This window comes from Pseudomonas sp. S1_G07, assembly GCF_054668565.1.
In genome coordinates, this window is sequence record NZ_CP162778.1 from 5,161,879 (window position 1) to 5,185,073 (window position 23,195).

Here is a 23,195-nt window from a genome sequence, read left to right on the forward strand (position 1 = left end):
AAAATGCTGGCCTTGGTCTACGGTGATAGTTGCGAACACACACCGATCAAGCAAGGACACAGCCCGAGTGAATCGTAGACGCCAAATCGTCCACCATCAACAACACCGTATGCGCCAGCACGCCACGAACAGCAATGCTCATGCTTTCTTCAAGCTGCTCACCGATCCGGAGCTATTGCAGGGTGTCGAGTCGTCGATACCCAAGCATCGCCAGCGGCTATTCCCCCCGACCGAAACACTGTCCCTGTTTTTGTCCCAGGCGATGAGCGCCGATCGCTCCTGTCAGAATGCCGTGAATGATTTTTCTATAAACGCTGACAGTACGTGAGTTGAAGGCCGGAGGGAAAATCTTGGTCACCACTTTGAGTTGTCCACAGCAGGTGCCAAAAGCGGCCCTTAAATCACTGTTCAAAGACCGATGGCATGTGGAGCTGGATCTGCGCAACCTCAAGACTACGCTGGGGCTTGAAGCGCTGAGCTGCAAGACGCCAGGTATGACCGTCAAAGAGTTGTGGATCTACTTGCTGGCGCACAATCTGATACGGATGCTCATGGGTAAGCGTTCCGGGAATACACCTTGCGGCCTCTTACTCGAGGCGAGTGGATTCGTAGTCTGATACACAGACACTCGGTCATCGTCTGGCCTGCATTCCTTGCGTTACCGAGCGGTCAGCCGGTCATGCGGTACAAGCCCTTCAGTTCCAGTCTGACGATCACTCTTCCTCTCCCTGTCGTCTACGCGCGGGCTCGACCTTATGAAGATGGACAGCAAAAGTATCCCACGGCGGCGTAATCGAAAGCTGCCAAAGCATCCGACCGATTTCTCCGCGGTGATAGCCAGCATGGAGCACAACGTGGGTCAGCATTTCTTCTCTGGTCATGTAACCTTTGTCTCCGTCGGTAAAGACAAATGGTATGGCCTCGGATAGATTTTCGGATGAGGCACTCCGTAAGTAATCCAGATACCACTGATCGGAGAGCGTCACAGTCGCACGTAAATCGTCGAGTGTTGGCGTATCGAGCGTGTTATCGGATACATGAGGGTTTTGCGTGCCGCTTAGGTGTGCAGCAAAGATTTCTGCCACCACATGATAGTGATTGATCAGACGTGAGGAGGTATGCAGCTCAGTCTCATACTTTTCCTCATCAAGAGTTCCCAATTTGTCGAATAAGTCGATATTGGCCCAAGCATGGTATCTATAGAGTTTCTGAAGCAAGAGGCTCATAAAGGTCTACCCTTCCGAGTTACACAAAATGTGAGTAATATTTGCATATTCTGTAGGAGATGATTTTATTGTCTACTCGCATTGGAAAACAGAAACCGATGATGCGGAAGGAGCCAAGACAAGCCCGTTCCCGCGCAACGGTTGAAACAATCATCCAAGCTGGGGCTCGCGTTTTGAGCCGTGAGGGGTGGGCGGGATTCACAACCAATAAAGTTGCAGACCTAGCCGGGGTGAGCGTCGGCTCTTTGTATCAGTACTTTCCGGACAAGCTCTCCTTGGTGGATGCCATTCGCCAGAATCACCTTGATGACTGTCTTTCCATCATGCGAAAAATCAAAGCCAAAGGGCTGGCGCCGATGGAGTTCGTGGCTAACATCGTACAGGCCATGATCGAAGCCCATAGCACCTACCCTGGGCTGCATAGGGTATTGCTTGATGAGGCCCCAAGTTCCGATGACTATCGGAACCCCAATAGCAGATTTGAGATTGAATACTTGGCGTACTATGCAGATGCGGTATCTATTTATCGAAACCGTCAGCCCAATAAAGCTGATCACATCAAAGCATTAATCATCTCCGACGCGGTTGATGGAGTGATTCATAACGCGGCACGTCGTGGATTGTTGGATGATCCCACGATACAAAGCGAGCTTATCCGTTTAGTCAGCAAGTACTTAGACGAAGGGATCAATCCCGAGTAAGACGATTACTTATGATGCATGCTAATCGCCTGGCCGAGGCTCACTTCGAACGCCGTTGGGCTACCGGGTATAAGCGCACGGCCAACTCACCTTCGTAAGTCAGGTCGGTATCCACTGGTGCGGCAACAGTTGTCCGATCTCGCTAGCGCGCTGCGTTGGCAGCCGTGCCAGCACATCTTTCAGATAGGCATACGGATCATGCCCATTCAGCCGCGCCGACTGGATCAAACTCATGATCGCCGCTGCCCGTTTTCCGCTGCGTAGCGACCCTGCGAAGAGCCAGTTCTTACGTCCAAGAGCCCATGGCCGGACCTGGTTCTCGCACCAATTATTATCAATGGGTACGGTCCCGTCATCGAGGTAGCGCGACAGCGCTGCCCAGCGTTTCAGGCTGTAATCCAGGGCTCTGCTGATGGCTGAGCCTTCGGGCACGAGGTTACGCTGGGCGCTCATCCAGGCATGTAGCATGTCCATCACCGGGACGGCTTTTTTCTTGCCGTATTCGGCGCCGTAAATCCGGCTCCAAGTCGCGGACTTCGCTTTCGATTTCGTACAACAACCGGATATAGCGCAGGGCTTGCTCAGCAAGCGTGCTTTTATTCGTAGCGTGCAGTTCGAAGAACTTACGCCGTGCATGGGCCATGCAGCCGATCTCGGTCACGCCGAGTTCAAAACTGGCCTTGTAGCCACCAAAATCATCACAGACCAACTTGCCCTTCCAGCCTTGCAGGAAGTTGCGAGCATGCTCACCGGCACGGCTGGGGCTGAAGTCATAAACAACAGCCGCTGTTTCGCAAAACTGGCTGGTGGCGTAGGCCCAAACATAGGAGCGGTGGGTTTTCTTTGAGCCAGGAACGAGCACCTGCACGGGTGTTTCATCGGCGTGAATCAATTGCTGCCCGAGCACCACGTCACGCAGTGCATCGACCAGCGGCTGTAACTGCACGCCCGTCATACCCACCCATTGAGCTAAGGTGGAGCGAGGGATCGCAAGGCCTGCCCGACCAAAAACCGATTCCTGACGGTAAAGCGGCAGATGGTCAGCAAACTTCGCGATCATGACGTGCGCAAGTAACCCGGCAGTCGGGATGCCATTGTCGATGACCTGCGCCGGAACAGGTGCCTGGATCAGCGTTTCGCATTCATCGCATACCCACTTGCCCCGCACATGGCGTTCAACGGTAAACACGCCGGGCGTGTAGTCCAGCTTCTCGCTGACGTCTTCACCGATGCGTTTGAGTACACAGCCACATGAGCAGTGAGTGTTGCCCGGTTCGTGATGGATCAACGTGCGTGGAAACTCTGCCGGCAAAGCAGTGCGTTTGGGCTTTTGCTTTTTCTCGATCGGAGTCAGCACTGTTTGCAAGGCCTGAAGTTCTGCTTCAATCGCCGCGATATCGGTATCGATCAGGTCATCGAGCAAGCTGGCCTGCTCAGGATTCATCTGCTCGCTGCGCTTGGCAAATTTCAAACGCTTGAGTTGTGCGATCTCGTGGGTCAGCTTCTCGATCATCGTTTGATCGCGATTGGTCTTCCTGCTCATCGTCTCAACCGTCTTACCCAGCGTGTCGACTTGATGGTCGAGCGTCTCTACGCGCTGTATCAACTGCGCCGCCAACGCACGCAGTTGTTCGGGATTCAGGTGATCGAGATTGGGGAGAGAAGTCATGGTGCCGATTTTGCCAGAGCAGGCAGTTCGCGGCGATAGATCGATAGGCTAATGGCAGCCGTTAAAGCAGTGTGATCGCACCGCCGGAGCCAGCGCGTTGCCATGGCAGGCCCAACACCAGAGCCTGGAGTTGTTCGGTATCCAACTCCATTTCAGAGCCCTGGCGAATGCCTGGCCAGTGGAACTTACCCTGGTTCAACCGGCGAGCCGCCAGCCAGATCCCGAAGCCGTCATGCACCAGCACTTTCATGCGATTCGCGCGGCGGTTGGCGAACAGATAAGCACAGTGCGGCTTCGCCGCACCGAACACCGTGATCACCCTGGCCAACGCCGTCTCAGTACCGGCGCGCATGTCCATCGGCTCGGTGGCGAGCCAGATGAAGTCGATGCGGATCATCGAAGCAGGTCTCGAAGAAAAGTCGCGCAGGCAGCAGCACTTTCAGTTGGCCAGTTCACTTTGATGGTGCCACGCGGGTGCTGGATCTCAACGCAGATATTTGATAATGCAGCTTGCGAGTTTGCTCCGGCCAACTGGATGGGTAACGGAATGAATGCAGGTTGCAGCGCCGTGCTTTTCTGCGCTTGCACCCGAATCCATTTGTGGACGAGGTTTGCGTTGAGGCTATGGCTGAGGGCGACGCTGGCAATCGAAGCGCCGGGATGGGTGCACTCTTGAATGACCTGGGTCTTGAAGGATTTGGAGTAGGAACGGCGTTGTGGCTGCATGAAATACCCGCTTAAAAGGCTAGAATTGGTGTCCACTTAAATTTAAGTGCACACCATGTCTTGGCCTTGGGGGGCTGGGTAGATGACTTGCCCGGACGGATACGCTCATGGCGCAATCAGCTCTGTTGGCCGACTGTCTGCCTCGGGAGCTGAGCTTCAAACATAGCCTTCAGCTGTGCCTTGCGTTGAGGCGGTACGGGGTCAGGAGCAAGAAGATCAGATGCTGAATCTGCTTGAGCTGATTGCCCAGAAACGTGTTGGAAGGCGTCCTGGCAGGATTGAGCCACGTGCAATAAAACGAAGACCCAAGCCTTATCCGATGCTGATGAAAACACGTCGATCAGCCAGAGCCGAGGTCAGGAAGAATGGTCACCCGAAGAAGGTTAAGTAAGTGCCATTCTGGTCTGCCCCCTATTTCGCGCCTATTTCGCGTTCAACTCTCGCTTCACAAATGTTGCTTGCAGCTGACAACTGAAAATTCCCGAGCAAGCACTTCAAACCCTGTGCCTCCATAGTCTTTCAGCCTATATTTAACTCCTTCAAGCTGATCAGCTGAGACGTCATCCATTTCAATTTCGCTCAAGTAAAAACTCCCACACACATCAGGAATTGCTAAACGACGAACCCCTGTAAACCCTAAAACAACTTCAAACGCCGACTGCTCAGACTCATAAAGCATCTCCAGGCTAACCCTGTAAGTATCAACTGCGTGACCCATATTTTCTCGCTGCAAGCTGAGTCCCAGCACGAGGTTTAGATTATAAAAATCAAAATCTGAAATAATGGAAAGCTTCTCAATGCCCTCAAAGCTCATTTCAAGTAGCCGCATATTCCCTCCTAGTAATCTGGGTGCACGCCAGGCCTGGCACCTTTGACATTTTGATTTCGCTCCACATCTCGCACATGATGGTGGGGATTAGGATGCACGTCAGGTTGCCCATGATCTGTCATGTGGGTCTGACCTTTGCTACGCCCATACTCATCATAATGCGTGGTCCGCTCATAAAACTCATCTTTTTTACGGCTGCTCGGTTTGATGTCCACCACCCGCGTAGTCCCCGGGGTAACCTGAGTGGGCGCTTCTTTGTTCTTCCAGTTACTGTCAGGCAGTAGCGGGCCTTTTGCACCGACGCGATGGTCATTAATCGGGCCGCCTTCTATCGTAACGCGCGTCCCGCCCTTACCCTTCGGCCCACCAGGCACCGCTCCGGTCAAAATGCTGCTAAGTAGCTTCCCACCGCCAATAAGGTACTGGTCGTCCGCACTATCAACATCAAGGGTGACAATCCCCGACATTTTTTCGGCGAGTGCCTTACCCAGCTTCGTTTCAAGCTCGTCCAGCTTTTTACCTAGCGCCTCACCATATTCGGTGTTCTCAACAAGCTTCCCTACTGCCAGTTGCATCATGCCCTTCGGACCTTGGGCAAGGGCTTGTCTAGTCCTGAAATAGGTTTACACCTGTTTCACCCTAACGCCCGATGCACAGCATCGGGCGTTTTGTACTTCAAAGACAGGTGCGGACGCTCGCGGTTGTAGATCGATATCGACTCACTCACCATCTTCTTCGCTTGCATTAAATCCTGAGGTCGCTGGAGCAAAAGCTCTGTCTTCAATATCCCGTTGACCCGCTCTGCCAAGGCGTTTTGGTAGCAGTCATAGCCGTCCGTCATCGAACACCGGATGCCGTGTTTCGCGTGCAGTTCCTGGTACATTCCCGAGCAATACTGGCTGCCTCTATCTGAGTGATGGATCAGCGGCTGCTCCGTTCGACGGTGTTTCACCGCCCGGCGCAGTGCATGCGCGACCGACTCGGCGTGCAGGCTTTCATGGACGTGATAGCCCACGATCTTTCGCGAAAAAGCATCCGTCACAAGGCTCAGATAGGCCACACCTTCCTGCGTTGGCAGTTGAGTAAGAGGCAGGGCGTAGTCGGACTATTTCCCTGCCTCTCCTCACCGAACCGGACGTGCACCTTTCAATGCATCCGGCTCTCCGTTTAAATGCCGGCGAACGCCATGGCCACTTCAGTGAAGCGCGAGGTCCATGTGTTCCTGGGTTCCGACCTCAGGTAAGGATTACCTTCGGGCAGACGCCATCGGAACAGCTTCTTGCCTTGCCCAACTAACCGATATAGTGTTTCACCACTGAGCTTGCCATTATTAGTCTTGCCAAATAAAACCCAGGTCTTACTTTGGCAGGGCTTAGGAGCTTTGCACCATTGACGCATCAGGGGTTTGATACGGGATCGGTATTTGTGAGCCAGCCAATGGGCCAGTTTCCAGAACACGACACGATCGATGTAACTGAACACTTTGGCCTTGAAATCAACGAATTGATAAAACGCGGCCCAGCCTTTCAGCTTTCGGTTGATCGATTCAACCATATCGATTTTGCTTTCACTGTAGTTACCTGATAACAGAGCCGTCAGGGATGCTGCGAAGCTTCTGGCTTTGTCTCGTGGTATCGTCGTTACCACGCGCATATCGCCGTAGCGGCTACACTTGCGGATAATCCGATGGCCCAGAAAGACAAACCCGTCGTTCACATGAGTGATCTTGGTCTTCTCCATGTTCAGCCTTAGTTTCAGGCTGTCTTCGAGCACACTCCGGCATTCTTCTCTGATGGCTTGCGCTTGTGCTTTAGTGCCTTTGACGATGATCACAAAGTCATCGGCGTATCGGCAGTAAGCAACGGCTGGCTTCCATTGCCAGTTCTCTCTGATCGCCGTGCTTCGACCAACCTGGATGCTATGGTTCCAGTACCACCGATCTTTTCGGGCCTTCTGGTTCAGGTAATGTTCATGCAGGTACTGATCGAATTCATTGAGCATGATATTCGACAGTAGCGGCGATATAACACCACCCTGCGGCACTCCTTCACTGGCAGCCCGGAAGAGTCCGACATCGATATGCCCAGCCTTGATTGTTTTCCACAGCAGCTCCATGAAACGAGTGTCTCTGATTCTACGGCGTACGGCTTTCATCAGCAGGCGATGATGCACGGTATCGAAGTAGCTGGATAAGTCACCCTCAATGACCCAGCGGCCCCTCGTTTCTGCATTGTCTGTGAGTTGGAGCTTCACAGTACGAATTGCATGGTGGACACTGCGTTCAGGCCGAAAACCATACGAGAGCGTGTGAAACTCGCTCTCCCAAATGGGCTCCATAGCCATCAGCATAGCCCGTTGAACAATACGATCTCGCAGAGTGGGGATGCCGAGAGGTCTTCGCTTGCCATTGGCCTTGGGGATGTAAATCCGTCTGGCCGGCAGAGGCTGGTAGTTACCTGAGAGAAGATCTTCCCTGAGCTTTTGCAATACATCCGCCAGTCTGGCTTGCAGCATTGGCTTATCCACTCCATCAACGCCAGGCGTACGGGCACCTTTTGATGACAGGGTGATTCGCGCAGCCTCTGCCAGCCAGTCCGGCTGTGCTATCAGGCGCAGCAACCGGTCAACCCGCTGGGGCGGATCTGTTGCTGCCCATGTGGCAAGCTTGCGTTGCATTTCGCTGATTATCAAAGGTCTTCACCTTGTTAGGTCAGTTAATTCGCTTGGCAAACACATTTAAACTGCTTCCCTTCGCCATGTAATGGGCTTTCCCCATCTCGAACTACTACGGAAGCTCCGCCAGTCAATGCGGCATCGGGGCCATGCCCCCTTGGCATCCGTCATTGACCTTCCCCGGTTTACCTATCTGGACTCAAGCATATTGAGGAGGCTGCCCATCGCACTCTTTACCCTTGCTTGCCGCAAGTTGACAGAAGGCAGCAGTCCGATCTGTGATGGATTCCGCTGTCCCAGAGTTCCGCTTACCTATCAGAGCTCCTTCGGTCGGCAGCGCCTATTTGTCACTGCCTGTTCCTTCTGTACGGCTTATCAGATCACGTAAGCCGTGGTGACATTTCAACCCTCAGAGGCGGATTAATGGATTCATGTTCTTCAGCCTTTCAACACTCAACCTTGAGGATCATCTTGGCTTAGTGATCTCGCCTCAATCCCCGTTGTCAGCGGGTTACATCACCCTGCAGGCATGCCACAGGTCACTGCCGCTCAGGTTCACCACCGTCACAGTCGGTGGGGTTGTTTGGTTCCTCATCATGAGTTTTCAGTTCAACATTCCAGATAGACTCGTGGTTCAATTGAGCGTCCATGCTCGCTCTGAACTCCGGGCACACAATAGGTGATGTCCGCGACCCAGACTTGTTCTGGGCCGCTTGGAACAACCTGATCGGGACCGGGCTTGAGCAGATTCGGATGGCGCCGGAAGCGATGATGGCTGTCGGTCGTCTTGTGGTAAGCCCGCTTGCGAGCTACCAATAGACGTCTTTCCCGCAGAATCGAAAACAGCCGATCTCGACCCACTTGCAGCTCAAGTTGAGGCTGGCAATGCAGCAAGTAATGCAGTTTTCGGGTGCCCAGCCGCGGCTGCCGCTGACGTTTTTGCTGAACAAAATCGGCAACTTTCTGATCCAGAACGAAACGAGCAACATCGGCGCGATTGCCTTTGTAGTAAGCCTGTCGGCTTATTCCCATGAACTGGCAAGCCCTGCTGATGCTCAGGTTTTGGATTCGTTTTTGCGCGAGGACTTGCCGGGACGCTTTTTTACGACAGACAGACCGTAGTCATTCTTCAAGACATCCACGACCGCCTCGAAAAACTGCGCTTTCTGATTGGATAGCGCCAACTGCTCTTCAAGCTCTTTGATACGTTGCTCTGGCGTTAATGGTCGGTTTTTGTCGGGCATAGACCCCATCCTCGGCGAGCCAATGTATGTGCCTGGGCTCCAATCCTGCCGGCCGTGCTTACGTAACCACGTCAGAACGGTCGTTTTGCCTTGAATCCCGTAGCGCTCCTGAGCCTCTTTATAACTCAGCTCGCCTTTTTCGACCTGGTCGACGACCGACAATTTAAAGGTCAGCGTGTAGTCTCGCTGACTACGCCTTTTTGCTGATTCCATTACATCCTCCTGAAAAACCGATCAGAAGGTGTAAGCCTTATTCAGGACGGGACATCGCCGATAAATAAATCTGTCCCCTTTTCCCTTTTCCGCATGTCCCCTTTTCCGCAAAACAAGGTCGGAAAATAAAAAGCCAGATAAAAACACCGGCGCAGGGCCGGTGTTAGGTGAGTACCGCTTACTTAGACTTAAGCAATCGCTCCCGATATCACACATAAAGCAGTAACAACTTGATCAGGATGATCTTCTAGAGGAACCCCCCAGCCGGTAACTTCAAGTCCACCATAGCTTTGATCGGTATAGAACCACTCTTCAGCACTATCAAACTCTAAAGATGTAAATGGCAATAGATCCGAAACCAAACTACCCAAGCCAATACCAGCCGGCAAAAACCCCTTATAAACAAACTCCCGTGCAAACTCCCCAGAAAAGCTAAAATCGTAAACCTTAACAGCATAAACCTTTCCCGCTCTAACCATTATTGATAGAGCTGGAGTTCCTTTTAGCAGACCATTAATAATTGCATCATTAAATAGCGAAAAAGAGTAGCCCCCATTTCCAAGCTCATCCAGACCATGCGTTCTCAATAGAAGGTCCGGCGAATTTTCAAACTTGTACAATAGACTGGACGCATCAACCAAATACTTAAGCAGCACACGTTCCAGCACTTCCGCGCTCACATCCAGCGGTATACCTGCAAGAGAGACGGATGGCACGATTGGTGCCACCCAAGATATTGAAAAATCGTTAGATGACGTCATTCTGGCACCCACGTGTTGGTGGAGGAGTTAAATACCACTTTCTGCCCCTGAGGGTTTAAATACTTTGTATTAGCATCATAAATAGGGCTCCCGCTACTGAAAGTCGGTCTGTAAGCCACAGGATCAACAACCTTAACTTTGCTCCCATCAGCATAAGTAAGCTTGTAGTACTCACCTTTGTGAGTTGACAAAACATCATCCCCAATAGTAGATGGACTATACTGAATTTCTTTAATCCCTGTAGTGCTACCTTCGACCGTATAGACTTGGGCATTACCAGATGAACTGGCTCTCACTTTAGGTGTAAGTGTTGCGCCATCCATGGTGAGCGACTGTTTAATATCATCTATTGATTTCCCCCAAACACTGGAAGGATTTCCAGCAATATCTCGAGGAATACCGCCTTGTGCCGCTAAGTCTTCGCGCAAACCATCCCGAGCAAGTGGAGATGTTGCCGGAATATCGTCTACTACCTTCCCAGCCGCACCTGCCTCTTTTGCACCAGCCTTCTCCCCCACCAACAGAAGAGATGTACCCTCAGCCAGCTTGGCCGCGCCCTTGAACAACGCAATCTCTATAGCTGCCCGTGCTGCTGCCGTTCCATAATCGCGCAGCGGATTAACATCACCCGGATATGTATCCAAACTGAACGAGTCGAGTACCTTGCCTCCCTGCGTGTATTCGTATGGCGTGAAAAGCTGACCCGTCGCCTGCATACCATCGTGAAAGGAAAGCGCACCGCCCAAGCCTGAAAGCGCAGGTATAGCACACCCTACTACTGTCACGCAGCCCGGTGTTGACAAGATTGCTCCACCGAACCCGGCAGCGGCCCCTACTGCCCCCAGGACAGCTCGGCTCGCATTTCCCGACCGAGAAAGCGCTTTGTCATTCTTCAACAGCTGGTCGTTAGCCTTATCCCAACTACCGTACTCGTCAAAAGCTCCCGTTGCCAATAGCTGCTTTTGAGCATCCTTGAAGCTACCACCATCCAACTCAAGATCGCGGACATATTTGTAGTTAGGATCATCAACCGGAACGGAAGCGCTGCACTGCACCAAGGCACACGCCGCAGCCTTCAATTTGTAAGCGTTGCTCGGATCGTCTTTCTGTAAGGACTCAAGCGCGATCACTTCCTTCTGGTGCAATTGGCGGTTGTACTGATCCGCCATTTGCGAGACCCAGGACGCCTTATTGACATCACCACCGGTCAGCCCTGCCGCGGTCAAACCAACGACTTGTGCGAACGCTTGCCTCAACGCCGGTTGTTTATCAAAGGTATCGTTCAAGACCTGCGCCATTGCCTGGCTTGCACCGGCCGCTATAGCGCCAGTCTCAAAGTCACCCCCAGTGGCGCTGGCAACCGCACCACCAAACAATGCGTGCATGGAGACACGGGCTACCCCTCCTTCTGCCCACATCGCCATGCCAGTGGTATCACCTGCGTTCTTCGCGGCCTGCCAGTGCTCTTGAGCATAACTACCCACGAAGTTGAACGCCGTCGCTGCTACCACATTCCCAGCTTGTGAGACCAAGCCACCAGTGACGTTCTTGCCCAAGCTTCCGCCACCAATCGCGGTCTGGATGGTGCCAGCTGCCACACCTTGAGCCGCCGCGTGCACAGCAAAGCCTCCAATCCCTTCCAGGGTTTTGAGATCAAAACCTTTAGTGAGGTTATTGAAAGGCGTAGTGGTGCCACCTAAGTGCGGATCAATGACCCCCACCGTGAAACCGGCGGCCAGACCGGAAATCAACGCATTTTTTACACTGCTACTGCTAAACGTGTCTTTGAGTGCCGCACCGAGATTCCCTTTGTTATTTATGACGCTAACAGCCCCAGTGCTGGCTAACGATGTCAAAGCACCCGTCGCGATAACGTTCCCGAGCCCTGCTGATGTCGCGGCTACTGCTGCGCTTGTTGACGTGGCTGCTGTCGCCGTGGTGGCAGCGGCCATAGTTGAACCCGCGCCTACCGCATTGCCCGCCGATGCGGCCAATGCACTGGCACCACCCGCTGTCAGCACAGTAACGATGATGATGATCGCCAGCATCGCCCCCTGCCCAAGGCTAGAGTTGCTGTACTTGTACGAGTCGTGCGTTTCCTTGATCAGCTTCCAATCAACATCCCCGCGCTTCTCGGCGTCCTTTAGCCAAGCCATCTGTGGATCAGCTTTCACCATCGCATCAATGGCCTGGCTGACGGTCTGTTGATTGACCTGCTTGAGATCAATATGCAGACCATCAACGGCTTTGATGACGATTTCGCCCTTGGCGGCCATCTGGGTCTGGCGCAAGGTCTCATCGGTATTGCCTTTGCCACTCATGCTGTTCCAGGCAAGGCTGCTTTTGCTTTTAGCGTGACTTTCCTGATCGAGGTCTTTCATTCCCTCAAAAGTCACAGCACCGCCGCTGACAATGGTCAGGTCATTACCACTATCCAGTTTGGCAACCTGGTACTTTTGGTTCCCCTGACTCAGAACCGTGAGGTCGCCGCCGGTTTTAATTTCGCTGCCGATGTTGGTGACCTTAGTCACTTCATCACGCCTGGTCTCCTTGCTTCCGAAACTCCCCTTCTTCTTCATGTCATACAGCGAATAATCACTGTCTTCCGCCGACAACAAGCCCAGGTTGCCACCCGCAACCAGATACGCCTCATCCCCTGCATTGACGCGGCTGGCAATCATCACCAGATCCTTACCAGCACCGAGCGAGACATCCCCACCAGCACTCAGCGTGGTCGACACCTGACTGACATGATCCTCCTGCGCCTTCACCTTCTTCAGATTCAACGCCGAATGCTGCTCATTTGCCGCCGAAGCCAGAATCAAGTTACCGACAGCCGACATCGCCACATCCCGCTTGGCATCAACCTGACTGGCTATCACCGCCAAATCCCGCCCTGCCACGGCCTTCAAGTCCCGTCCCACCGTCACCGACGAGCCGTTCTGCGTCACCGAGCTGCTGTTGTTGCGCGCGCTGATGTTGGCGTTGCTGTTGGCCTGCTCCACCGACCCGAAGCTCAGGTCACGCCCGGCCTGGATCGTGGTGTCGCGTCCGCTCTGCAGCACGCTGCCCTGATTGGAAAAATCTCGCCCGGCCTTGATACCCAGGTCGTTGCCGGCTTCGATACGGGCGGCGGTGTTGAGGAAGTCGGTGTGTTCGCTGATCACACCGTCGCTGCTGTCATGAGCGGTGACGGTGCGCTCGTTGATCACATCGCCGCTCACGGCGGTCATCGTCACATCACGCCCGGCGATGATGCCGCCCGCCTTGTTGACGATGGTGTTACCCGCCAGCAGGTCCAAGCGGTTGCCCGCCTCGATCAAGCCGCTGTTCACCAGGTCATTGCCAGCTTTGGCCGACAGGTTGTTGCTGGCGCGCAGAGTGCCGACGTTGTTGAGGTCTTGCCCGGCAATCAGGCTGACGTCACTCCCGGCAATCAGTGCCCCTGTCGGGGCCAGGCGATTGTTGGCGTTGGCCAGGTACAGCACCGGTACCAACACTTCCTCACCGTTCACCAGGTTTTTTTCCAGCCAGACGATGTCGTGGGTCAGGGCCGCGACTTGCTCGGAGCTCAGGCTCACGCCCACGGCGAGGTTCAGTTCCTGCTTGCTCGCGATGGCGTTGTCCATCAGGTGTTTGAACAGCTTTTCGTCGCTGGTTTGCCCGTCGATAAACCGCTGGCCGGTACGCGCCACGACGGCTTGCTGGATCAGGCGCTGTTCGTAGAAGCCATCGCCCAGGCGCTTGGCACTTTGGTCCGGGTTGTAGCCCAGGCCGGCGAGCAGATAATCCGAGCTCATGAACTGCTTGAGGTCGGTGAGCACCGGGTTGGTTTCAATCAGGTATTTGTGCGGTTGCGACACGGCTTTGCTGTCGGGCAAGCCTTGCACGCGGTTGAGGGTTTGCGCTGAAGAGCCCGGCACGTTCTGGGACGGTGCGGTGCTGGCGCTGGTCATGCCGGCTCGCGGATCACGCGCCAACGGGGTCAGGCCGTTGACGGCAGGCGCAGCTGTCAGGTTTTCAGCGCTGATGCCTTCCACTCGCGTGATGCCAGGTAAGAAGGTTGCGCCCGGCAGCACGGCAGCGGTGTCAGCGCTGGTATTGGCTGCGCGGGCAGCGGCATCGATGCCGCCAGCGTTGCGTGCGGCGACAGACACTTCACGAGGGCTCACAGGGAGTTGGGCAGCCTCTGCCAACTGGATCGTTCGCGCCGAGCTCTCGGGAAGGTTTTGTTGGCGTTGCGCCAAGTCGATACTGGCGCCACTCACTGACCAGTTTTGCGGGCCTGCGCTGCCTTGGGCCACTTGCCCATTGGCGGCGCCCTGCCCGCTCAAGCGGAACAGGCCGTTCTGACCGCCGGGCAGGCTGAAGCCGGGCAAGGCTATCGGGTTGACTTGCTGCTGAGCCAGGTCCGGTCGCAACTGTGCGTTGATAGAAACCGCAGTGGAGTAACCGCTGCCCGCTCCGGTTTGCTCCTTGGTGCGGCCCGCCGCTACATAAGCGTAATAGGGGCGGATCACGCTGTTATTGATTTTTTGCGCCGCGTTGAGAGCGACGTTGCCTCCGGCCTGGATCACAGCGTCAAAAGACGAATCTTCTGAGTTCGTGGTGGTAGACGCTCGTGAAAGCTGGCCTCCCCACATCATCCCAAGAGCGTAGGCCAGGTCAGACTCGACGGTCGCCGAGGGAGAGGTGGCGTTGCGAGCATTGAAGTTGGCAACCCGGGCACTGGCCTGGGTGTATTCATTGACGAAGCTCCAAAAGGTGCGGGTCGTCTTGATTTCTTGTGCTTGCACGCCCTGATTGTTAACAACGCTGGCATTCGCCGTGAGGGCGCCAGTGGCCGCAATGGTGCTGCTCCGGTTGTTGAGCGTGTCTGCGTTGATCTGCATGTCCGCGCCGCTGCTGAGTGCAGAAGCAGCAGTGCTTCGGGTGATCGCCAGTCGATCGACTTCGTCAACCTGCCACAAACCGTTGCGACGGCTGCCTCCTCGGTAATCGCAGCCGGCGCCTGGAATTTGGTCACAAGGAAGTTCGGTGATTTTTACCGAGCTTTTTTCCTGAGCGGAATATTCCAGCACATCCCGCACGTTGTTGACGGTCATGGCGTTGATCGTCAGGTTTTTCACGCTCTCGATACTGCCAGAGCGGTTATCCAGCAAATCAGCCTTACCTTGATTAGGGTCCTTGGCGATCAGTACATCACCCAGCCCGTAAACATCGGCGTAGCTGTTGGTGAAGCTTGAGGTCAACAACTGCATGTCGCCGCCGCTGCTGATCAACCCGTGGCTGTTGACCAAGGCGTTGGAGGCAAGGGTGAGGTTGGCGCCAGTCGCCAGCGTGCCGGTGTTGTTTACACCGCCAGCGCTCAACCTCATGCTGCCGGCCGAGGTCAGGCGGCCGGCGTTGTTGAGTTGGCCGCTGACGTTGATCGTGCTGTCCTGCCCGGCGGCAATGCTGGCCGTACTGCCAAGGCCCAACTGTGCGGCGCTCAGGCCAAGGTTGCCCAGGCTGCTGTAGCGCCCGTTGCCGCCGTAATTACCCGACAGGGTCACATTGGCCGTGCCATCACTGGCAATCAAGCCTTCATTGGTCCAGTTGTCGCCCGTGCCCACCAAGCGATCGGAGGCCAGTAACTGCCCACCGGCGAGTTGATTCAAGGTATTGACGTTGACCGTCAAGCGTCCCGCCTGGATCACGCTGCTGTTGGTCCAGGTATCCGCCGCCAGGGTCAGGCCACCGCGCGTCACGACCTCCCCCCAGCTGCGATAAGGTTGGCAGTGGCTATATCAAACGTGCCGTTGCCCGCATGCAACACGCTGCCGGCTTGGTTTTGGAAACCCCCTGCATTCAGGGTCAAGTCGACGTTGGATGTTTCCAGCCGGCCGCCGCGGTTATCAAACATACCGCCCAGTTGGAAGTGGGTTGTACCGCCACTGCCCAAGGCCCGCAGTTGCCCACCTTGGTTATCGAGGCTACCGGCGGTGGCGCCCAGGGTGCTGTCGCTCTCGATCACCCCGCCACGGTTGGTCAGCGCACCGCTGGCACTCAAGTCAATCGCGCCACCTGCGATCTGCCCGGCGTTGTTATCCAGACGTTGCCCGCTCACGCGCATCAAACCTTTGGCGTACAGACCACCGTTGGCATTGGCGAAGTAGTTGGCGTTGACCACAGCATCGCCGGTTTGCGCGGCGATACGTCCACCCTGATTATTGATGCTATTGGCGAGCAGGTTAAGGCGCTGCGCCTGGATAGTGCCGCCTTGGTTATTCAAACCAGCGGTCAGTTGAGCATCCAGCAGGCCCTTGAGGCTGGCCAACGTACCGCCCTGGTTATCGACATCACCACGGATGTTCAGGCTCAGGCCGGTTTGGCCCTGCACCTTGCCCTTGGCGTTGTTCAGGCTTGTGGCGCTCAGTTGTACGTCGGCATCCTGGCTGTAGATCAAACCATCGGCGTGGTTTTGTACGGTACCGGTGGTGATTGCCACCCGGTCCTTGCCTGCGATGGTGCCGCGCTCGCTGTTGTCCAGGCTTTTGGCAAACAGGCTCAACAGCCCTTGGCTGGCGATCTGGCCGTCGGCGTCGTTATAGACCTGATTGGCCCGTTGCAGCAGCAACGGCCCGGCACTCACCAACTTACCGCCGCCATTGTTGAGGTTGCCGAGCAGGTCGAGCGTCAAGCTGCTGTTGCTTGCCAGGGTGCCGCCGTTGTTGGTCAGGTCGGTACCGGTGAAGGTGAAGGCTTGTTGCGCGTTGATCGTGGCTTGGTTGGCCAGGGTAGCCGCTTGCACGGCCAACTCGGCCCCGCTTTCGATAAGGCTGCCGTCGCCGTTAACCAAGGCCTCGGTCACCACCAGGCTTTGCCCGGCGCCGCTGGAGAGTACGCCTTTGCCGCGGTTATCCAGGCTGGCAGCATTGACGTCCAGCCGACCTTGGCTGACAACTGCGCCTTCGATGTTGTTTTGCAGGGCGCCGCTCAGGCTTACGTTGATCGCGCCGTTGCGGCTGGACAGTGTGCCGTGGTTGCGGTTGTCGAGGCTGCCGCCGCCGACGTTCAGGCCTTGCCAGCCCGACATCAAGCCGTTTGCGCTATTGACCATGCTGCCCGCATTGAGGGTCAGCACCTGGCTGCTGATCAGCTTGCCACCGGTGTTGTCCACAGCACGCGCCGCCAGGTTAAAGCTCTGCTGGCTGGAGATTTCACCGCCTTGGTTGCTGAGATCCCGCAGGTTTTTCAAGGTCAACGGGCCGTTGGCGAGGAGCAGCCCGTTACGGTTATCCAGATCGCTGTTATTGAAGTCGACAGTCACGCCTTGTTCGCCAACAATCCGCCCGCCCGCCATCCCCAAGGCTTTGAGGCCGACCGCCATCGCACCTTTGGCCGAGATTTCACCGCCGCTGCCGGTATCGAGGCGGGCAGCGTTAAGGCTCAAGGTGCCTCGGCTATTGATCAAGCCATTGGCGGTGTTATCCAGGGCGGAGGCATTCAGGGTCACGGCGGCGCCCAGCAGACTGCCGTTCTGGTTATTCAGGTCCGCACTTTGCGCAGTCAGCACTTGCGCCGCGTTGATCAGGCCCTGGTCGCTGTTGTTCAGCAGCCCGTCACTGGTCAGTTGCAGGTCGCCACGACTGGCCAGGCTACCACCACGGTTATCCACGGCAGCGGCTCGGGCGTTGAGACTGCCACCACCGATCAGGCCTTTGATATTGGTCAGGGCCTGCTCGATGCGCAGGGTCAGGCCCTGGTTACTCAGGACCTTGCCGTTAGTGTTATCGAGGGTTTGCGCGCTCAGTGTGAACGCTTGGCCGCTGGAGATTTCACCCTTCTGGTTGGTTACGCTGGTGAGATTGTCGAGCGATAACGGGCCAGTCGCATTGATCAGTCCGCCCTGGTTATTCAGTCGGCCGTTATTCATATCCAACGTCAGGCCGGCGTTGCTGAACAGTTTGCCGCCTTGCTGGTCAAGCCCGGTGACGTTGACGCTCATGGCTTTGGCGCTGCCGATGCTGCCGCCGTTGTTCAATTGCGCGGTGGTCAGCACCAAGGTGTCACCGCTGTTAAGGCGACCGCCCTGATTATTCAAGTCGCCCGAGGTAACGGAGACTGACTCCTTGCCGCTGATACTGCCCTGTTGGTTGCCCAGGGTGGCACTGCGCAGTACCAGGTTGCCATCGGTTAGCAGCGCGCCATTTTGGTTATTCAGGGTGCCGGTGACGGCAACGTTCAAACCTTGGGCACTGGAGGCGCTGCCCTTGCTGTTATTGAAGCTGCGCGCCTTGACGCCCAGGGAGCCTTCGCTGCTCAGCAGGCCCTCGCTGTTGTCCAGATCGCCGGCCAGTTCCAGCATCAACGGTTGTTGGCTGATCAACTTGCCGCCTGCGTTGTCCAGCGAAGTGCCGGTCAGTGTCAGACGCTGGCCGTTCAGTTGGCCAAGGGTGCGGTTAATGACCTGCTCAACCGCAAGATTCAACCCACGCCCCGCAAACACCAGGCCGTTGTCGCTGTTGTTCAATGCCTGACCGGTGACAGTGACGTCGGCATTGCCAGTCAATTCGCCAGCGCGGTTGTCGAGATCGCCGACGTCGAGTTTCAGCGCTTTTGTGGCACCTACCAGCCCCTCTCGGTTGTCCAGGTTGGCGCCGGTAATGTGCAGGCCATCGGTGCTGATCAGTTGGCCTTTCTGGTTATTGAGACGGTCGGCGTTGACAGTGACCTGGGCCTTGCCGGCGATCGCGCCGTTACGGTTATCCAGCGTTGCGCTGCCCAGCAGCAAGGTGCCGTCGGCAATCACGCTGCCGTGCTGGTTATCGATGAGTTGGGACGCACTGATATCCACGTCACCCCGGCCACTGATCAGGCCTTGGACGTTGGCCAGTGCCTGCTCAACGCGCAAGGTCAGCGCCTGGTTGCTGATGAGTTTGCCGTTACTGTTGTCGAGGTTCTGCGTGGCCAGGGTGAAGGCATTCTGACTGGAGATTTCGCCACTCTGGTTGTTGATGCCGGCAAGGTTATTGAGCTTCAGCAAAGGCGCATTGATCAAACCGGCATTGACCAACTTGCCATTATGCAAGTCGACGGTCAGTTGCGCGCTGCTCAAGAGTTCGGCGCCGCCCAGTTGCGTGAGGCCGGTGAGGTTGGCGCTCAGGGCGCCAACACTGGCGATACGGCCGCTGTTGGTCACTTGGGTGGCCGTGAGATCAAGGCGCTCGGCACTGATCACTCGACCGTTAAGGCCGTTGGTGAACTGCCCGGTAACAAGAGCAGTTTCTCGCTGGCTTTTAAGCAGGCCCTGGGTGTTATCCAGACTCGCGCTGGTCAGCTTGAGGCCTTGTGCGCTTTCGACGATGCCGCCCTTATTGATTAGGTCGCGGGTACTGGTGATGCTCAACTGAGCGGCACTGGACAGACTGCCGCCCGTGTTGTCGATGCGCTGAGCCGCCAGGTCGAATGCACCTTCGCTACTGAGTGTGCCGCGAGTGTTGTCCAGGCCTTCGGACAGCAGCAAGGCCAGCGAGCGCTGCCCGCCAACGGTACCGTCAGTGTTATCCAGATGCGCACCGGCCAAGCGCACCTCATTGGCAGACACAAGCCCTTTTGCCTGGTTGATCACCTCGGCGATTGCCAGCGCCAGCGTTGTGCCGGCCAACACCTTGCCACCGCTGTTGTCGAGGCGCTGGCCGTTCAGTTCAAGGTTTTGCTGGCTGGACAGTTCGCCGGTGCGGTTGTCGATGCTTTCGACGTTAAGTTTCAGCGCTTTCGTCGCAGCAACCAGGCCTTTATCGCGGTTATCCAGGGTGGCGGCGTTGAGAGTCAGATCGCCCTGAGCGACAAACTCGCCCCCCTGCTGGTTCAACACGCCGACGGTGGCAACCAGATCATCCTGACTGGCAATCCGGCCCTTGGCGTTTTCAACGCGATCCGCATTCAGGTGCACCGGACCGACGGCGCTGATCAGACCACCCTGGTTGTTAAGGGATTGGCTCGTGATTGCCAACACCTGCTTGCTATTGAGCACGCCACCACGGTTATCCAGCTGCTGTGCCTGGATGTCCATCGCCCCTTTGGCTAAAACTCGGCCCTTGGCCCGGTTATCCAACAGGTCATTGGTCTTCAGGGTGAGGTCGCCATCGCTGACCAGACTGCCGGCTTGGCTGTTGTCCAGACTGCCCGCCTGGACATCGAGCGCTGCCGCATAAATCAGGCCCTTGATGTTGGTCAGTGCTCGCTCGACTTTAAGGGTCAGCGTCTGGTCACTGAGCAATTGACCGTTGCTGTTATCCACACGTTGCGCGGCTAATGTGAAAGCGTGCTCACTGGAAATTTCGCCGTTCTGGTTGTCGACGCTGGCCAGATTTTTGAGCACCAGTTGGCCGGGCGCATTGATCAGGCCGTCAGCGTTGTTGAGGTGGCCACGGTTCATGTCCAGGCTCAGGTCGCTGAGGCTGTAAAGCTCACCGGCGCCGCGCTGGTCAAGACCGGTGACACTGGCGGTGAGGCTCTTGTTACTGGCAATGCGCCCGTCGAAGCGGTTGTCTACCGACCCGGCTGTCAGGTCCAGACGATCAGCACTGGTGAGGCGTCCGCTGTTCTGGTTATTCAACGCGCCAGTGGTTACGCGCACGGCGCCGTCACCGATCAGCTTGCCACTTGCGTTATCGAGGCTGGCGCTATTGACGGTCAGTGCCATGGCACTGAGCAATTCACCGTTACGGTTACTGACGGCACCGGTTGCGCTCAGTTGCTGCGCCGCGCCACTGCTGATACGACCGCTGTCATTATTCAGCGTGGAGGTATGCAGGGTCAGGTTGCCGTCGCTGCGCACAGCGCCTTTTTCATTATCCAGGTGGTCAAGGGTCAGACTCATCGCGCCATTGGCCAGCACGCGACCGTTGTTGCTGTTGTCGAGTTGGTTACCGGTAAATGACAGGTCGGAAACGCTGGAAACTTCGCCGCCCTGGTTGTCGAACTGGCCAATGTTCAAGCCCATGCGCTGGCCGCTGACAAAGCGGCCGCCACGGTTGATCGCTATGCCTGAGGTGTTGACGTTCAGTAACGTGTCGCCTTGAAGCAGCCCTTGGCTGTTATCCAGCGCCAGGCTGTTTAAGCTCACCGTAGCACCGACAATTTTACCCTGGCGGTTATCCAGTGCCGTGGTGACGAACACCTTCACGTCGTCGCGTATCTTGAGCTCGCCTTCGGCGTTGGCCAGGCTGTTGGCCCGAAGATCCAGCCCGGTTGCAGCAATCAGGCCCTTGGTGTTGTCCAGCGTCTGGGCAATACGCACCGACAAAGCTTGCTCGCTGAGGAGCTTGGCGTTGCGGTTATTCAGGGTATTGGCGGCCAGGATGAATGCCTGGCTGCTGGAGATTTCACCGTCCTGGTTGTCGACGCTATTGAGGTTGCTCAACAGCAAGCGGCCGGGTGCATTGATCACGCCGCCCTGGTTGTTCAGATGACCGCCATTCAGGTCGAGGCTGACATCGCCCTGGCCGAAGAGTCGGCCGTCTTTGTGCTGGTCCAGGCTGCTGACGCTGGCATTGAGCGACTGACCGCTGCTGATCCGGCCGCCCTCACTGTTGTCGACCTGGCCGGCCTTCACGTCCAGGCGGGTATTGGCGCGCAGATTACCGCGCTGGTTGTTCACCGGGCCGGTCAGTTCCAGGTTGAGGTTGTCGGCGACGAGATTACCCTGACGGTTATCGAGGCTGCCCAGGCTCAGGCGTGCGTCACCTTTGGCGGCAAACAGGCCGGTTTGGTTGAGCAACTGACCGGCGATGGCGGCGGTCAATATGCCGTCAGTGATCAGCTTGCCTTCGGTGTTGTCCAGGCTGGTGGCTGTAAGACCAAGCGCGCTGCCTGCCGCTAACGTACCGCGCTGGTTGTTCAGTTCGCCGGTGTGCACGCTCAGGTCGCGGCTGGCAATCACGGTCTTGCCGCTGTTATCGATAGCCTGAGCGGTCAAACGCACGTCGCCTTGGGTATTGCGGCTGTTATCGGCGTTGACGCCCGCTTCGATAATCCCGTTATTGGTCAGCCGGCCACCAGCGTCCAGTGTGATGCTGTCCTTGGCCGCGAGGGTTTGCCGATTGGTCAACGTGCCTTGGGTTTTCACCGCCAAATCGGTCCCGGCGTAGACCGCGCCTTGCGTCTCCACGCTGGCCGCTTTTACCGCAATTGCGGTGCCTGCCGATGCCTGCCCCATGACCACGTTGCCAGCCGTATCAATCTGAATATCACCGCCGGCGACCATGTCCCCCGAGAGTTTCACACCGACACCGGCTTCGGTACCAATCAGCTTGACCGCGCCCACGTACATGCCGCCCAGCGCCGACGAGTCAATCGCCAGTTCGGGCGCCTGGCTGCCATCCGATGCACGCGCGGTGGCGCTCAATGTGCGCGCATCCACATCATTGCGACCCGCGACGATGGTGAGTTTTTTTGCCTGGATCTGCGCGTTGATCGTGGTGGCGCGGGTGATGATTTCGAACTGGTCGACGTTGCTGGCATTCAAGCCGGTTCCGTCAATGGCGACGCTGCCTTGATCGACTTGATAGCGGCTGACCTGGCCGTTTTCGATCACTGCTTTACCGGTGGTCAACGTCGCTTGCGGCGTGTTGATAAAGCCGCAACCGTTGCAACTGATGCCATAGGGGTTGGCCACGATCACATGGGCCGACTGCCCCGCCACTTCGGTGTAGCCACGCAGTTGGCTGGGGCTGCCGCCGTTGACTTCGTTGAGGATGACGTTGGCGGCGCTGCCGTTGAAATTCGGGTTGCCGACGATGATGCCGCCGAGCTGGGTGGACTGCGTGCGGTCAGTGGCGTTGTTGAGGATCACGCCGTTGGCGCCGACGTTGTAGTCCTTGAACTGGTTATGCGACAGCCCGTTCGCATTCGGCGCGGCGATGTTGACGATAGGCACGCCATTGCCCGCCTGACCGAGCGTAGTCCCAGGCGCACTGACCACAATCCCATCCGCCTGGGCCAGCAACGGGTGCCAGAACATCGCGTTGGCCAAGATCAACGCCAAGCCACGCTTGGGCAGCCCCAGGAAGTGGGAACGGCTTTTTACGGCAGCAGATGGTTGGCGCGCGAGGAAGGCGAACTGGCGAACGTCCATGTGAGGTCTCGATGCCCTATGGGCGGTAAA

The 23,195-nt window shown here is 56.4% G+C and carries 10 protein-coding genes and 5 pseudogenes; 3 read left to right on the forward strand and 12 right to left on the reverse strand.

The window, feature by feature from the left end; all coding sequences use genetic code 11:
- Nucleotides 1-67 precede the first annotated feature (67 nt).
- A pseudogene (locus tag AB4O05_RS23520) lies at nucleotides 68-581 on the forward strand (transposase); the annotation flags it as partial.
- A 132-nt stretch (nucleotides 582-713) separates the two neighbouring features.
- Here the strand turns inward: AB4O05_RS23520 and AB4O05_RS23525 are convergent.
- Nucleotides 714-1,226, reverse strand: a complete 513-nt coding sequence (locus AB4O05_RS23525; protein WP_339420712.1) for a DinB family protein — start codon at nucleotides 1,224-1,226, stop codon at nucleotides 714-716.
- Between the two features lie 68 nt (nucleotides 1,227-1,294).
- On the opposite strand from AB4O05_RS23525, the gene AB4O05_RS23530 reads away from it, so the two are divergent.
- Nucleotides 1,295-1,927, forward strand: coding sequence for a TetR/AcrR family transcriptional regulator (locus AB4O05_RS23530; RefSeq protein WP_460135036.1), 633 nt, complete (start codon nucleotides 1,295-1,297; stop codon nucleotides 1,925-1,927).
- Between the two features lie 99 nt (nucleotides 1,928-2,026).
- Here the strand turns inward: AB4O05_RS23530 and tnpC are convergent.
- The 3 genes and pseudogenes from tnpC to tnpA all read right to left on the reverse strand — a co-directional run bounded on the left by tnpC (nucleotide 2,027) and on the right by tnpA (nucleotide 4,322).
- Nucleotides 2,027-3,596: pseudogene (gene tnpC / locus AB4O05_RS23535) on the reverse strand (IS66 family transposase).
- 61 nt (nucleotides 3,597-3,657) lie between these two features.
- Nucleotides 3,658-3,993, reverse strand: a complete 336-nt coding sequence (gene tnpB / locus AB4O05_RS23540) for an IS66 family insertion sequence element accessory protein TnpB (protein ID WP_460135034.1) — start codon at nucleotides 3,991-3,993, stop codon at nucleotides 3,658-3,660.
- Nucleotides 3,990-4,322, reverse strand: coding sequence for an IS66-like element accessory protein TnpA (gene tnpA, locus AB4O05_RS23545; RefSeq protein ID WP_460135033.1), 333 nt, complete (start codon nucleotides 4,320-4,322; stop codon nucleotides 3,990-3,992). The genes tnpB and tnpA overlap by 4 nt, the downstream gene beginning before the upstream one ends.
- 104 nt (nucleotides 4,323-4,426) lie before the next feature.
- Between tnpA and AB4O05_RS23550 the strand changes: the two are divergent.
- Nucleotides 4,427-4,713: pseudogene (locus tag AB4O05_RS23550) on the forward strand (IS4 family transposase); the annotation flags it as partial.
- Nucleotides 4,714-4,767: 54 nt separating this feature from the next.
- Here the strand turns inward: AB4O05_RS23550 and AB4O05_RS23555 are convergent.
- From AB4O05_RS23555 to AB4O05_RS23590, 8 genes and pseudogenes are all read right to left on the reverse strand, one after another.
- Nucleotides 4,768-5,151 carry a hypothetical protein gene (locus tag AB4O05_RS23555; RefSeq protein WP_460135032.1) on the reverse strand — a complete coding sequence of 128 codons (384 nt, stop codon included), beginning with the start codon at nucleotides 5,149-5,151 and terminating at the stop codon, nucleotides 4,768-4,770.
- Nucleotides 5,152-5,159: 8 nt separating this feature from the next.
- A complete protein-coding gene (locus AB4O05_RS23560) occupies nucleotides 5,160-5,729 on the reverse strand; it encodes a hypothetical protein (protein ID WP_460135030.1) in 570 nt (189 codons plus the stop codon).
- A 28-nt stretch (nucleotides 5,730-5,757) separates the two neighbouring features.
- A pseudogene (locus AB4O05_RS23565) lies at nucleotides 5,758-6,238 on the reverse strand (IS3 family transposase); the annotation flags it as partial.
- An 80-nt stretch (nucleotides 6,239-6,318) separates the two neighbouring features.
- Nucleotides 6,319-7,842 (reverse strand): group II intron reverse transcriptase/maturase, encoded by a 1,524-nt coding sequence (gene ltrA / locus AB4O05_RS23570; protein WP_460135029.1) that lies wholly within the window; start codon nucleotides 7,840-7,842, stop codon nucleotides 6,319-6,321.
- 657 nt (nucleotides 7,843-8,499) lie between these two features.
- Nucleotides 8,500-9,281: pseudogene (locus tag AB4O05_RS23575) on the reverse strand (transposase family protein); the annotation flags it as partial.
- Between the two features lie 188 nt (nucleotides 9,282-9,469).
- Nucleotides 9,470-10,042 carry a hypothetical protein gene (locus AB4O05_RS23580; protein ID WP_232566452.1) on the reverse strand — a complete coding sequence of 191 codons (573 nt, stop codon included), beginning with the start codon at nucleotides 10,040-10,042 and terminating at the stop codon, nucleotides 9,470-9,472.
- The gene (locus tag AB4O05_RS23585) at nucleotides 10,039-15,792 is read right to left on the reverse strand and encodes a DUF637 domain-containing protein (RefSeq protein ID WP_460135027.1); all 5,754 of its coding nucleotides are present in this window, start codon (nucleotides 15,790-15,792) and stop codon (nucleotides 10,039-10,041) included. The genes AB4O05_RS23580 and AB4O05_RS23585 overlap by 4 nt, the downstream gene beginning before the upstream one ends.
- Nucleotides 15,789-23,165 carry a two-partner secretion domain-containing protein gene (locus AB4O05_RS23590; protein WP_460135026.1) on the reverse strand — a complete coding sequence of 2,459 codons (7,377 nt, stop codon included), beginning with the start codon at nucleotides 23,163-23,165 and terminating at the stop codon, nucleotides 15,789-15,791. The genes AB4O05_RS23585 and AB4O05_RS23590 overlap by 4 nt, the downstream gene beginning before the upstream one ends.
- Nucleotides 23,166-23,195: the final 30 nt, after the last annotated feature.

Coding starts and splice junctions, on each gene's coding strand:
- AB4O05_RS23525 (WP_339420712.1), bottom strand. CDS start 1,226: ATGAGCCTCTTGCTTCAGAAACTCTATAGATACCATGCTTGGGCCAAT.
- tnpB (WP_460135034.1), bottom strand. CDS start 3,993: ATGATCCGCATCGACTTCATCTGGCTCGCCACCGAGCCGATGGACATG.
- tnpA (WP_460135033.1), bottom strand. CDS start 4,322: ATGCAGCCACAACGCCGTTCCTACTCCAAATCCTTCAAGACCCAGGTC.
- AB4O05_RS23555 (WP_460135032.1), bottom strand. CDS start 5,151: ATGCGGCTACTTGAAATGAGCTTTGAGGGCATTGAGAAGCTTTCCATT.
- AB4O05_RS23560 (WP_460135030.1), bottom strand. CDS start 5,729: ATGATGCAACTGGCAGTAGGGAAGCTTGTTGAGAACACCGAATATGGT.
- AB4O05_RS23580 (WP_232566452.1), bottom strand. CDS start 10,042: ATGACGTCATCTAACGATTTTTCAATATCTTGGGTGGCACCAATCGTG.
- AB4O05_RS23590 (WP_460135026.1), bottom strand. CDS start 23,165: ATGGACGTTCGCCAGTTCGCCTTCCTCGCGCGCCAACCATCTGCTGCC.